The 13,393-nt window shown below is 40.7% G+C and carries 11 protein-coding genes; 3 read left to right on the plus strand and 8 right to left on the minus strand.

Annotation, left to right across the window (positions count from 1 at the left end; all coding sequences use genetic code 11):
* Window positions 1–18 precede the first annotated feature (18 nt).
* The 8 genes from ACE01N_RS02230 to ACE01N_RS02265 form a co-directional block, all read right to left on the minus strand.
* Window positions 19–714: a type 1 glutamine amidotransferase gene (locus ACE01N_RS02230; RefSeq protein ID WP_380584374.1), complete on the minus strand. Its 696-nt coding sequence runs from the start codon at window positions 712–714 to the stop codon at window positions 19–21.
* A 26-nt stretch (window positions 715–740) separates the two neighbouring features.
* On the minus strand, window positions 741–1,499 hold the full coding sequence (locus tag ACE01N_RS02235) for an MBL fold metallo-hydrolase (RefSeq protein ID WP_380584376.1): 759 nt from the start codon (window positions 1,497–1,499) through the stop codon (window positions 741–743).
* Window positions 1,492–1,908, minus strand: coding sequence for a C-GCAxxG-C-C family protein (locus tag ACE01N_RS02240; RefSeq protein WP_380584378.1), 417 nt, complete (start codon window positions 1,906–1,908; stop codon window positions 1,492–1,494). Before ACE01N_RS02240 ends, ACE01N_RS02235 begins: the two co-directional genes overlap by 8 nt.
* Window positions 1,909–1,998: 90 nt before the next feature.
* Complete coding sequence (locus ACE01N_RS02245) at window positions 1,999–3,342, minus strand: hypothetical protein (RefSeq protein ID WP_380584380.1); 1,344 nt, start codon at window positions 3,340–3,342, stop codon at window positions 1,999–2,001.
* Between the two features lie 11 nt (window positions 3,343–3,353).
* A complete protein-coding gene (locus tag ACE01N_RS02250; RefSeq protein WP_380584382.1) occupies window positions 3,354–4,346 on the minus strand; it encodes a hypothetical protein in 993 nt (330 codons plus the stop codon).
* 71 nt (window positions 4,347–4,417) lie between these two features.
* A complete protein-coding gene (locus tag ACE01N_RS02255; RefSeq protein ID WP_380584384.1) occupies window positions 4,418–6,664 on the minus strand; it encodes an inorganic phosphate transporter in 2,247 nt (748 codons plus the stop codon).
* A 276-nt stretch (window positions 6,665–6,940) separates the two neighbouring features.
* Entirely contained in the window at window positions 6,941–7,636 is a 696-nt protein-coding gene (lipB, locus tag ACE01N_RS02260) for a lipoyl(octanoyl) transferase LipB (RefSeq protein ID WP_380584386.1), read from the minus strand.
* Between the two features lie 11 nt (window positions 7,637–7,647).
* Window positions 7,648–9,861 (minus strand): patatin-like phospholipase family protein, encoded by a 2,214-nt coding sequence (locus tag ACE01N_RS02265; protein ID WP_380584388.1) that lies wholly within the window; start codon window positions 9,859–9,861, stop codon window positions 7,648–7,650.
* 118 nt (window positions 9,862–9,979) lie between these two features.
* Here ACE01N_RS02265 and ACE01N_RS02270 point away from each other — a divergent pair, with 118 nt between their 5' ends.
* From ACE01N_RS02270 to prfB, 3 genes are all read left to right on the plus strand, one after another.
* Window positions 9,980–10,930, plus strand: coding sequence for an NAD(P)H-dependent flavin oxidoreductase (locus ACE01N_RS02270; protein WP_380584390.1), 951 nt, complete (start codon window positions 9,980–9,982; stop codon window positions 10,928–10,930).
* Window position 10,931: 1 nt separating this feature from the next.
* A complete protein-coding gene (locus tag ACE01N_RS02275) occupies window positions 10,932–12,053 on the plus strand; it encodes an arginase family protein (protein ID WP_380584392.1) in 1,122 nt (373 codons plus the stop codon).
* Between the two features lie 224 nt (window positions 12,054–12,277).
* Window positions 12,278–13,388, plus strand: a protein-coding gene (gene prfB, locus ACE01N_RS02280) for a peptide chain release factor 2 (protein WP_380584394.1) whose coding sequence is annotated in 2 segments (ribosomal slippage) — window positions 12,278–12,340 and window positions 12,342–13,388 — 1,110 coding nt in all. Because the reading frame shifts where the segments join, the coding sequence is not laid out codon by codon here.
* Window positions 13,389–13,393: the final 5 nt, after the last annotated feature.

Consider the following 13,393-nt stretch of genomic DNA (forward strand, 5'->3'; position numbering starts at 1 on the left):
GTAATAAAAGAACTTGATTCAGATTACAGGTCCGGATAAAGGCTGAAATGAGGCTTCTTTAAGAAATGGAAGGATGAGGGATTTTAAGAGTTCGAATGAACTGGCACCATAGACAGCCAGACCGTCCATGATCTGTTCTTCTGTCATCATAAAGCGTTCACCGGTCAACTCATCCCTGCATTTATCCACTATAGATTTTAACGCAGACTCATCCATCTCAAGGTGACACTGAAATGCAATAACATTTTTGTTGTATGTAAAAATCTGATTTTCACATGCTGCCGAAGATGCAAGCAATTCGGCACCCACAGGAAGGTCGTAGGTTTCACCATGCCAGTGAAAGACAAAATGCAGATCGTTGTTATTCAAACGTACAGGATACCAGCCAATCTCTTTTTCTTCTCCCAGGAAAACCGGCTCACCCAATGTGCTGGCTATAAGCTGTGCACCCAGACAAATACCGATAACCTTTTTACCTGCATTGATAGCACTGCTAATAAATTGTTTTTCGGCCTCTAGCCAGGGGAAGTCTTCTGTATCGTTAACGCTCATCGGACCACCCATAATAAGGAATAAATCATAATCCTTTATAGAAGGGAGTGAGTCTTTCCAAATGTTGCAATACGTTATGGTATAGTTTAAAGATTCAAAAATCTTTAAAAACCTTCCCGGACCTTCGAATTCAACATGTTTTAAAATTAGCACTTTCTTCATACACGTTTTATTTCGCCACAAAACAGTTAAAGTGTAAATACCCCTGAAGCTTCCAGTCGTGATGTCAGTTGTATATTGTACCTGGCATTTAATTCAGAAAATGTATTAACAGCTAACTCCGGTGTATTGTTCTCCTGAGACAAATGGGATAACAATACATGATTCAGATTAGTCCCTGCATGCTCTTTTAAAAGTGTCAGAGCCTGAATATTGCTCAGATGTCCGTTTGATGAAGCCACCCTTTGTTTCAAATAGTAGGGGTATGGTCCGTTCCACAGCATATCTTCATCATAATTTGTCTCCAGGAACATCGCATCACATTGTTTAAAATGTGATATCATATTTTCGCAGGGTTCGCCAATGTCGGTAAATACCCCAACCTGTTTGCCATTAATTTCAATCCTGAAGCTACAAGGTTCAATGGCATCGTGATTTTTAATGAACGGATGAACCGTAACGGATCCAATAGTTACCGGCTGATCCGGTTCAAAAAAAGCATACTTACCGGGACGGTTGGGGTTCCACGAAGATTCATATGTTTTTTTTGTCAGATAAACGGGAATATCCAAAACTTTTGAAAGAACTTTAACACCCCTCATATGATCGGCGTGTTCGTGCGATATAAAAATGGCCCTGACTTTATGTTTATCCAACCCCATTGCTTCCATTCTCAGCAAAACCTGTTTACGGCTTATCCCTACATCTATCAAGACAGCATCGGAACCATTTCCAACGTAATAACAATTTCCATTGCTGCCTGAAGCAATCGCACAAATCTCAACCATTAATCTCTCTCTTTAAAATATCTTCTACCATTGAAGCAGCTTCGCGGACAAATTTATCACAAAAATGTTTAGTGTCATCATTTTGTTTGGGTTCGATTAAAATTTTGCACTGGGTTGATCCAAACTTTTCTTCGAACATTTGCATTAGTTCTTTCGACTGTTCGTAGGTCAGTTCTTTCGATTTTCCTTCCCCTGTTCCTGCAAGTCCCAGTGCCATAATAGCCCCGGTTATTGCACCACAGGTTAATCTCGACATGGCAATTCCACCTCCGAACCCTGATGCAATTTGTATACATTGTGATTGACTTAATCCTTTCTCAGTTCCAAAAGGAACCAGGACAGATTGCGCACAGTTATTATCGCCATAAAATACAGCAACGGCATATTCCGATTTTGATTGTGGTTTCATAGTGGTTAATATTTTGCTGCAATTTATTACAAATTTCTGCAACAAAAAAGGAGATCCGAAGACCTCCTTTCAACAAAATGTATAATCAAACTACTCTGCCAATCCTTCCTGGGACAGCAGAGTCCATCCTTCTATCCAGTTATCTTCCGGTCCGAAAGCACCTTTGTAATCCACCCAGTCGTACCAATCGGAGGAATAGGAGTCCAGGTTTGTTTCCGGAAGAGAATCAGAGGTTACCTTGAACGATGATCCGCTGTAACCAATACCATAATTCTCAATTTCATTCCCTTGGGAGATAATATCCAGAATAAACACATCGCTCTTATCAGGAATTTCATTGAATGACTGATCCACAACTTCCCCAAGGGATTCAAATGTGTTACTGGCCACGTCATAAAATATATTTTTCTTAAATGCCAGATCACCTGTCTCCAGTCTTTCGTAACTCGAAGCATCTCCTACATACTCCACGGTGATCCCAAGGTCCTGATTCACAAAAATGGAATTGGAATAGACACCACCACCGTTATCCTGAAATGTGATCAGATTATGGATAAGCGATTGCCCGCTTCCAATAAATGTGGCATTATAAATTTGCGGTATGGTGTAAGGTATCCCGTCTTCAGGCGTTACTCCACCATCGTGTTCAGCCAAACAATCGCCAACCTGCTCACCTTGTATGGCCAGCAAAAACTGGCATCTGCCGTGATAACCCAGGTCGAAGTCAAATGCATCGTCACCACAAAATGCTACGGCAATATTTTTCAGGTTCACCGATCCACCAAAAAGTTCTATCCCGTCATCTTTATTTGATATGATTTCAATGTGACTGATTTTTGTTCCTTTACCTACGCCGCCCAATGTCAGGCCATTAATTTCGTTATCCGTTCCAATATCTGTACCTCCGTGGCGAATGGAAACATATTCAAGAATCCCGGAATTGTCGGCTTCATTATCTCCACCATATACGCCACGGGGTTCTGATAATGGAATTCCTTCAATATATGCTTCACCAGAAGTAGTGTTTACCGGTGCATTGCCAAGAATGATAACACCACCCCATAAACCTCTGGTATATACATCAATTGACCCCTTCAGGTCATCACCGTCACACGTGAATATAATGGGTTCTTCTTTTGTTCCCTGGGCAAATATTTTTCCCCCACGAGCGACAATCAGGGCACTGGCATTCACCCCTTGTCCGGTCTTTGCCCTTATCACAGTCCCTTTTTCAATTATCAGGGTCTGACCCGGATTTACAAACACAAATCCGTCCAGCAAATATTCCTTGTCACTTGTCCATGTTGTTGTTCCCACACCACCTGCATTGGCTGCTACTACCTGAAGTTCATCTTCCGTTAGTTCATAATCACTTTTCCGGCAGGAAGATAAGACCATCAGGACAGCTATTAGATATAAAACTGTATTTTTCATGCTGACCTGATTTAAAAGTTAATTTCGAGATTCAGATAAATGGCTGAAGCGTAGTCCAGGTTTTTAGCGTAAGGCATCCAGTCCTGGTAATTTAACGATGCCCTCATGTGTTTGTTTACGCTGTATTCCAGCCCTCCCACCAGGGCACTCCCGTCTTTGCTCAGGTTCCACGGACGTTCATCGCCTTCCAGAATGTTAGAATAAATCATGTCGTAACGGCCAAAAACGCTCAGTTTGTCCGACAGAAATAATTCACCGAATACAGAACCACCCTGCCGGGTGTATCCTTCACGGTTTTTGTAGTTTTGTTCGAGCGTGAAGTCTGCTCCCAGTTTGAACTTTTCTCCTTTGTAACCTCCGTAAAACGTATATACGGTATTTATATTATCATTATTCGGAGCAAGATCGATACCGGCCCTGAATTGAAAATCTGCAGGTTTGGCAACCACACCGGCAGAATACCGTAAGAAATCGTCGTATTGAAAATCCTTATAACCTTCGCCGTTGGCGATCATAAAATCTACATCAAAAATATCGTTCAGCGATTTCTTTACGAAAAATCCAAGGTCTGCTGAGGAGTTAAATTTAAATTCATCCTGAAATGATTTGCGGATGTAACGTTTCCCCCAAAGTTTCTCCTGAAGTTTAAACTGGTAGGTTCCAATTAATCCCAGTTGCAATTCCCAACCGTTTTTTTTGTATTTAAGTCCGGCATTTTTGAAGTAAGTGTATCTTCTGATAAGTGCGTATTCAGAATCGTCGTTAATACTACCAATGTCCAGAAGCACAAATGCTGACCAGCCTTCAGCAAATTCGTTGCTGTACCCGAAATAGGCGCGGGTAACCTCAAATGCCATACTGGCAGAATTGTAATCCCCAATTGTATTCACATAGGCATCGGTAAAAATTCTACCGGTAACTTTACCTCCTGCCAGAGGAGTCTCTGCTCTGCCGATTGTAGATATACCAATGACCGCAAAGCACAATAATAAAATTCTCTTCATTGTTGTTTTGTTTGTTGCTGCTGTAAGAAGGCAGCCGGAATAAGTCCGGCTGCTAAATTATGTTGTTGCTTTTATTTTTGCGATAAAAAGTCGCGCTGAGCTTTAATAAGGTTATTCAGATTAAGCAGTAAACCTTTAGTCTCCTGGAGAATAGTGATGAACAACATACTGGATCTTGTTCCATCCTCAGCTTTTTTGAGACGTTTAATCTGGTTCTTGTTGAATCGCTTAAGCATTTCAAGAATAGCTACCTGTTCTTTAAACAGTGCATCCATTTTTTCAAAATCCTTATCTTTCACAATTCTGGAAGCATGATACAAAAAGCTCTTGATGTTTTTGCAAACTTCTGCAAGTTCCTGCTGCTGAATATTAGAAAATGGTTTGTGAATATTTTCGAAGTGCGTGAACGTTGGCTCTACAATATATTCCAGTGAATGAGCTGTCTCACGTAAGTAATCAAGTATTTGAATATAGTAGAGTCCGGTTTCAAGGCCTGTATCCTCCAGTAATTTTAATTTCTCATGCGAGCGTTTTTTCAGCTTTTTAGCCCGCTTACTTATTGCTTCAGATTCAGCCAGCTGTTCTTTCAGTCCCTTACGTTCCTCAACCCTGGCATGATTGATTGTTTTACAGAAAATATCACCCATTCTGTCAATCACATCATTTACTTCTGTTGAACAGGAATTGATTAATGAACTTTCAACTGAAACAACTTTGGATTTTTGTTCTTTGGTATCAGCCGCAATTTCTGCCTGACGTCTTTTATAAATCTTTTGGGTTCTGATCACAAGGAATACAGCCAGAGCAATAAGGAGAATAATGGCAATGGTTCCTCCCCAGTAAATAATATTTGCAATGACAAATGCAACTGTAAATGCAATCAATGCAGTAAGAAACCAGCCACCAATTACGGATAATACACCGGTAACACGGTAAACAGCACTGTCTCTTCCCCACGCTTTGTCTGCCAGTGAAGTACCCATGGCAACCATGAAGGTAACATAAGTTGTAGATAAAGGCAGTTTTAATGATGTTGCAAATGCAATAAGAATACTTGCTACAACCAGGTTCACAGAAGCACGGATCAGGTCAAATGAAGGTGGTTCCTCCATTTGTGCAATTTTAGCATTGTACTCGGTGCTGTCAAATCGTTTTTGTACGAACCGCTTCAACACACCAGGTGTTATGGCCGATGCCCCACTTGCTATATTACCAGAAAACCTGACAACTGAGCGGGCCAGTAATGATGAACCAAAGCGTTCTTCCCCTTCATCCTGACGGGCAAGGTCAATGGATGTTTTAATAACTGACCTTGCCTTGCGTGAAGTCCACAATGTAACTACCATTACAAGACCAGCAATAATAAGCAGATAGGTATCCGTTTTAATTTTTCCTCCAAGGAAAGCCATACCAAATGTATTCGGATCAGCACCTGGATTGGCGATAAATTCTTTAAAAGACTGGAATCCGGCCAGAGGAACACCAATAAAGTTTACAAGGTCGTTACCGGCAAAAGCCATGGCTAAACCGAATGTACCAACAAGTACAATAAATTTCAGGATGTTAGCTTTGAATATCCATACCGCTAATTGCATAATCAAAGTCCATGCAACAAATCCAACACCAACTATGGTCCAGACGTGCTCGTGTATCCAGGCTTTGGCGTCGCTGGAAATAAATGCTACCTCCTTTGCACCTTTGATAAGTATAAAATATGTGATAAATGTTATGGCAATACCTCCAAAAATGGATCCGTAATATTTCATGGTTTTCTCATAATTAAATGAAAACCATAAACGGGACAGGTACTGAACAATGGCTCCAACCGTAAAGGCTACCACCACCGATATGAGGATACCCGATATAATGGCAAGTGCTTTTGAAGTATTGATATATTCATACAAATGCAGGGCATTCGGATCTGTATTAATTTTAATTAATGAAATGGCAACTGCTGATCCCAACAATTCAAATACAATTGATACGGTAGTTGAAGTTGGTAATCCAAGCGTGTTAAAGGTGTCCAGCAGGATAATGTCGGTTAACATTACTGCAAGAAACATGTACATGATCTCTGAAAAGTAAAAATGTTCCGGGTGAAAAATACCTTTACGGGCAACTTCCATCATCCCACTGGAAAACGTTGCTCCGACAAAAACGCCGAGAGCGGCAACGATCATAATTACTTTAAATGATGCTGCTTTAGAACCAACAGCCGAGTTAAGAAAGTTTACTGCATCATTACTTACTCCTACAATAAGGTCTGAAATTGCCAGAGCAAATAGCACAATAACGATAAATAAAAACAGGGTCTCCATGATTATTTTTTATATTAACATTAAATCCTTTTAGATTTTTCCGCTGCAAAAGAGCGAAATAAATGTTACAAATATGTTACATGTTAATGACATAGGAATGACATTAAAGCCTATTCGCAATGATAAACTTACTGTCAATTCATTTAATAATCAAATATTTAATTAAATTAATCTAAATAATAATGAAATTGTAACAGGATTGTGTTATCTGATACAGTTGTGTGTGGTTCAAAATGCGAAGTCCAGCGTTTTACTACATTTTTTCGATAAATAATTTCAGCGTAAATTGAAACCGAAGACTTTTTCAATATTCTTTTTTACAATTCTTTTGGCATCTTCAAAATCAATTTCTCTTCCAAGTTCTTTTTGAACAGAAGTAACACCTTTATCGATAAAACCACAGGGATTGATATAATTGAAATATTCAAGTTGCGTATTAATATTAAGTGCAAATCCATGCATGGTAACATAGCGACTGCTTTTTACACCGATGGCACATATTTTACGGGCGTTTTTGGTTTCTGGTTCCAGCCAGACACCTGTAGCTCCATCCAGACGACTTCCTGTAATACCATATTCAGCAATACTCAGAATAATGCTATCTTCCAACAGGTGGATGTATTGTTTTAAACCAAGTCCCAATGCTTCCAGATCGAGAATCGGATAGCCTACAATTTGTCCCGGGCCGTGGTATGTGATGTCTCCTCCACGGTTGGTGTTAACAAATGTGGCATGTTTGGCCTGAAGCTGGATAGCATTAATCAGCAAATTATTTTCTGAGCCACTTTTACCCAGAGTATAAACATGAGGATGTTCTACAAATACTACATAATGATCAATAATATCCGGATCAGCTTTACCTTCCCGTACATCTTTTTTGGCATTCATTATAGAATCGAAAAGCACTTCCTGTTTTTTCCATGCCTCGTTATAATCTGTTACTCCCCAATCCTGAAAATATGTTTTACCCACGATAATTAGTTTTAAAACCAGTACCCTAGACTCAGATAACTGATAAATTCCATGTTGTTTGATGACGTAGTGAGTGTAAAGGATAAAGGTCCGCCAAAGCTGTTAATTGAATAACCTAAACCACCTCCCCAAATCATACGTCCGTTTTTTGTAAAATTAAAGTCTGACGATATCCCGCCAAAATTAAAAAAAGTATGCAAGTAATGGGTCTTAAATAAGTTATATCTAAGTTCTATCCTTCCTATAGCCACTTCATTGGTCTGTATTTCAGCCAGTCGCATACCATAGAACGGAATCTGGTTCTCGATGATTTCCACCCAGTCGTCACCTCCTATTCTTGAATAATGGTAGGGAGGAACATTGTCACCATACAGAATTCGTGTATAAAATGCCGGTAGTACAGTAAACCTTGGTAATATTTCGTTGGCATATTTATATTTTATGCTCCCAATAATTAAAGGATTCGAGCCGTATAACGTTACAAAATCGCTGGTGACAACTTTTGCGTAGGCTTGCAAAAATGTTCCCTTATGCGGAAAATATTTACTATCCCTGTCGTCAAGTTTGATAAAGAACTGATAGTTATAAAAATTTTCATCGCTCAAAACCAGAGGATCTTCGCCATCAGGCACATTGTAATAATAGGAACTTACATCATACATTTCCATCTCAAATCCGGCTCCAATAGTAAAGGTATGGTTAAATATTGTATGTGTGTTCAGCTGAACTTTGTTGTAATTCCCTTTTACAAATCCGGCCAGGTTCCCTCCGTTGTACAGATCGAAGCTTGCTCCTGAAAAATCATATCTGAATTCCAGGCCAGGAATGGTCCCTTTATCCAGGGTATACCTGAATTTAAAACCCGGAAGACGTGACAGGTTCAAATCTACTGACAGTAATGAACCCAGACCAAGTTTATTCTTCAGGGTCCCGTTAATTAGAAGAGAAGCCTGGCTTTCCACGTTGTAATGCAGACCAATGTTCAGATAACTGCTGTTGGCTTCCAAAAGGTCCAGAACAAGCGTTTTTTCCTTGTCGCCAATTAGTCTGTAATCCACTTTCTGATAGTTGGTTGTGGCATACAACTTTTCCACTCCTTCTTTTATGAGGTAAAAAGGAACAAATGATCCCTCCTGAAGCTCCAGTTTCCCCTTTACGTAGCTTGTCAGTTCATCGTCTCCGTTTTCAACCGTTATTTTTCGTAAAAAGAATACATCGTCATCCGTTACAGGATTATATTTTGGGATAGGATTATAACTCAGATGCAGGGAATCACGCAAATGAATGAGTTTGTCCTTTTGCTGCATTACTGCATCGTAACCAAGCTGATACATAGCTGCTGCTGCAGGCTTATTAAAGCTCGTCATAGTATAACCGGTCAAGTCAGGTTTGATGTGAATGTCACAGTTCTTTACATTCTTTTCGTACAAATCCTTCGATAAAATGGCCACAAGCTGATTGACAAGATTTCGTGCATCATTCAGTTCATCTTTACTTTTAAGACCCGTTTGAATATCTATTCCGATAACGATATCCGCACCAATTTCTCTTACCCTGTCTACGGGAAATACATTGGTTACACCTCCATCCACCAGTAGTTTTCCATCAATCAATTCCGCACTGACAGCAGCAGGAACAGCCATGCTTGCGCGCATACTTTGGGGCAGCGACCCATGGTTTAATACAATTTCGTCACCATTTTCCAGATCGGTGGCGATGCATACAAACGGGATTGGGAATTTTAAGAAATCCACATCGTCATGATAGCCAACGGTCAGATCTGACAATAACTGCATTATGTTTTGTCCTTCCACAAAATAGGAAGGCAGTTCAATTTTCTTTCCTGTAATTGGAAGTGAGATGATATACCTGTCCATTTCTTCTTTCTCGAAAAACGGCATCTGATTACGGATCATCTTATCACTAAGCACAAACTCCCAATCCTGCTGATTGATCAGCTTCATCATCTCATCCGGTTTATAACCTATAGCGTACATGCCACCGACGATGGATCCGATACTGGTTCCGCTAATGTAATCTACCGGCATCTGCAGTTCTTCAAGTGCTTTAATGGCTCCGATATGTGCAAATCCTTTGGCTCCGCCACCGCTTAATGCAAGACCAATCTTCGTGTCGTTTTTTGCAAAAGCAAATGAAAAGCACACCTGCAAAGTGCAAAAAATGAGCACCATCAAACTGTTTTTATATCCGGTTATTTTTTTCATTCAGCTAAATAAACCAATACATGTTATAGTATAACAAAAAAGTGATTTGTCAGGTTTTTAATATATTGACCAAAAGTACAAAAATTAATATCTATTTTTGAATTAAATTAATATAATTATGAGGAACCGGATTACGGAGTTATTTAAGATTAAATATCCTGTTATTCAAGCAGGTATGGTGTGGTGTAGTGGATGGAGACTGGCTTCGGCAGTGGCAAATAACGGAGGCCTCGGGATACTGGGTGCAGGATCGATGTATCCGGATATTTTAAAAGAAAATATTCTGAAAACCAAAGCGGCAACAAATAAACCGTTTGGAGTGAATGTTCCTTTATTATATCCTAATGTTGATAAGATAATGGAGATCATAAAGGATGAGGAGATTAAAATCGTCATCACCTCTGCTGGTAATCCCAAACAATGGACGTCTTACTTAAAGGATCTTGGTGTGACGGTGGTTCATGTGGTCTCGGCAACCCGATTTGCTGAAAAATGCGAAGCTGCCGGGGTGGATGCCATTGTCGCCGAAGGTTTCGAAGCAGGAGGACACAACGGAAGGGACGAAACAACAACCATGACCCTTATCCCGGCCATAAGAAAGGCCACCTCCTTACCTCTAATTGCTGCAGGAGGGATAGGATCAGGCGAAAGCATGCTGGCATCTTTTGCTCTGGGAGCTGAAGGTGTACAGATAGGTTCATTGTTTGCTGCTTCAGAAGAATCGTCGGCACATGTCAACTTTAAACAGAAAGTTGTCTCTATAAGCGAAGGAGACACTATGCTGTCTTTAAAAAAGCTTACCCCGGTGCGTTTAATTAAAAACAGCTTTTACAACAGGGTTGCTGAAGCCGAGTTGCGGTGCGCACCGGTTGAAGAACTTAAGGATATTTTAGGAAGAGGAAGGGCAAAAAGAGGAATCTTTGAAGGCGATATGGAAGAGGGCGAACTGGAAATTGGCCAGGTATCGGCAACGATAAATGACATTAAGCCGGTTAAAGAGATTATGAAAGATTTAATGGAGTCATATAATCAGGCTTTGACCCGGATTACAAATTCAGGAACCTTATAAAATGGATATTTACGATTATACAGAACCCGTTGAAGTTGCAAAACAATCCGGACATCTTTCTAAAGGTCAGTCGCTTGGTGAAGTTTTAAAATCTGTTGTTTCTACGCAGGTGGATTATGATGTGGCGATCATCGGAATTTCGAACGATACTAACGGGACCACTAATAAAGGATCAGCGAAAAGCACGGAGACTATCAGACAGGAACTGTACGGTTTACGTGGAAGCTTTAAAAACATTTACGTTTCTGATCTGGGTAACATAAAAAGTAAAACGGTTAAAGATGCTTATTTTGCGTTGGAGGAAGTGGTTGCCTATCTGATAACAAACAGGGTTATTCCGGTTATATTAGGCGGATCCAACGATTTTGCACTACCGCTTTTCAACGGTGTGAAAGAGGCATGTGGAAAGGTCAACATGGTTGCCGTGGATCAAACACTGGATGCTAACGATTCGGAGGATTTTGATCACCGAAATTATCTGAAACAGGTGCTGAATGATCCCGACCTCTTGTCGTTTAGTCTGGTTGGCTATCAAAGTTATTTGTACGATGAGACTTATCTGAAACCCTTTAATAGATTTCCGAAAAATGTGATCAGATTGGGGCAGCTGCGAAAGCAGATTCATATTACAGAACCACTTTTTCGTGATGCGGATATAGTAGCTATGGATATGGGTGCCGTTCGTTTGGCAGACGGACCGGGTGTGGCATATGGATCACCAAATGGTTTGTTTGGCGAAGAATTGTGTCAGCTTGCCCGCTATGCCGGTTTCAGCGACAGGATTTCATTGTTTTCGTTGTTTGAGACCAATCCGGAATGTGATCTGAATAACCAGACCTCAAAACTGGCAGCTCAGGCTATCTGGCATTTTCTCGATGGCCTGGATAAGAGGTATAAGGATTATCCAGTCAGGAACATTTCAACATATAAAAAATTTGTGGTGCAGCAATCTGATATAGACCATGAAATGGTTTTTTACAATAACCCGCAGAATAACCGCTGGTGGCTGGAGATTGATGCTGCGAAACAAATGATCGTGTCCTGTACAATTGACGATTATCATTATGCCCGGGCCAATAAAATTCCGGATGTGTATTATAAGTGGCACAAACACCTTAAATAATCAGTAAAGGGGAATGATGAATTACGAATTAACCGAGGGCTTCGTTTAAAACGAAGCCCTCGTTAAAAGCCATTGATAATTCGTAATTGCATCAAGGTTACTTCGATACGAAACTTCGTTTCACTCAGTAACCGGGTTCCTATCAACGAACACTAATTCCTCATTCTTAATTCGTAAATCGTAATTGATTTCCTACTTTTGTAGCCGTAAAAATTTAAATAACTATGATTACAATTGAAAATATCAAAGAACTCTCATCCCGAAGGGATGTTCTGAGGAGGTATCTTTGACATCGACCGAAAACAGATAGAACTCGAAGAACAGGAAATGCGCACCCAGGCGCCAGATTTCTGGAATGACCCGAAATCAGCCGAGGCTCAGATGAAAGAGCTGAACGACCTGAAAGACTGGGTAGGCAGATACAACGACATCAACACTTCCATTGAAGATTTACAGGTACTTTACGATTTTCAGAAAGAAGGGGAAGCTTCCGAAGATGAGGTGGACCAACACTATGCTGAAACAGTAACCCTGATTGAGGCGCTGGAGCTGAAAAATATGCTGCGCCGAGAAGAAGATCGCATGGGTGCTATTATTAAAATCAACGCGGGAGCCGGAGGAACAGAATCCAACGATTGGGCTGATATGCTGCTGCGCATGTACCTGCGCTGGTGCGAAAGTCATAAATACAAAGTTACTGAAACACATTTCGTACCCGGCGATGAAACCGGTGTTAAATCGGTTACGCTTCAGGTGGAAGGCGATTATGCCTACGGTTATCTCAAAGGCGAAAATGGTGTGCATCGGCTGGTTCGCTTGTCGCCGTTTAATGCGCAGAACAAACGTATGACATCGTTTACTTCGGTTTTTGTAGCGCCTTTGGTGGATGATACCATTGAAATTGAGGTTAATCCGGCTGATATTACATGGGAAACCTTCCGTTCGGGTGGTGCCGGAGGACAGAATGTGAACAAGGTGGAAACCGGTGTCCGTTTGCGGCATGCGCCTTCCGGGATTATTATTGAAAATACAGAGAGTCGTTCCCAGCTGGGCAATAAGGAAAATGCCATGCGAATTTTAAAGTCGCAACTGTACGAACTTGAACTTCGCAAGCGCATGGAAGAGCAGGAAAAGATTGAAGGAACAAAGCAGAAAAACGAGTGGGGATCACAAATCCGTTCCTATGTATTTCAGCCTTACAAAATGGTGAAGGACCTGCGTACCGGTCATGAAACATCCAATGTTCCGGCTGTTATGGATGGCGATCTGGATGATTTCATCAAGGCTTATCTCATGATGTTCGGTGCTAGCGACAGTGTGGTATCAACACGTTAATTTTC

The organism is Quyinboa ferrireducens (assembly GCF_042436675.1).
Classification (GTDB): Bacteria; Bacteroidota; Bacteroidia; order Bacteroidales; family UBA5342; genus JBHJHP01.

What these genes read in the sequence shown, in the direction of transcription:
- ACE01N_RS02255 (WP_380584384.1), bottom strand. Translation starts at nt 6,664, where the DNA reads ATGGAGACCCTGTTTTTATTTATCGTTATTGTGCTATTTGCTCTGGCA.
- ACE01N_RS02270 (WP_380584390.1), top strand. Translation starts at nt 9,980, where the DNA reads ATGAGGAACCGGATTACGGAGTTATTTAAGATTAAATATCCTGTTATT.
- ACE01N_RS02275 (WP_380584392.1), top strand. Translation starts at nt 10,932, where the DNA reads ATGGATATTTACGATTATACAGAACCCGTTGAAGTTGCAAAACAATCC.
- ACE01N_RS02230 (WP_380584374.1), bottom strand. Translation starts at nt 714, where the DNA reads ATGAAGAAAGTGCTAATTTTAAAACATGTTGAATTCGAAGGTCCGGGA.
- ACE01N_RS02245 (WP_380584380.1), bottom strand. Translation starts at nt 3,342, where the DNA reads ATGAAAAATACAGTTTTATATCTAATAGCTGTCCTGATGGTCTTATCT.
- ACE01N_RS02240 (WP_380584378.1), bottom strand. Translation starts at nt 1,908, where the DNA reads ATGAAACCACAATCAAAATCGGAATATGCCGTTGCTGTATTTTATGGC.
- ACE01N_RS02265 (WP_380584388.1), bottom strand. Translation starts at nt 9,861, where the DNA reads ATGAAAAAAATAACCGGATATAAAAACAGTTTGATGGTGCTCATTTTT.
- ACE01N_RS02235 (WP_380584376.1), bottom strand. Translation starts at nt 1,499, where the DNA reads ATGGTTGAGATTTGTGCGATTGCTTCAGGCAGCAATGGAAATTGTTAT.
- ACE01N_RS02250 (WP_380584382.1), bottom strand. Translation starts at nt 4,346, where the DNA reads ATGAAGAGAATTTTATTATTGTGCTTTGCGGTCATTGGTATATCTACA.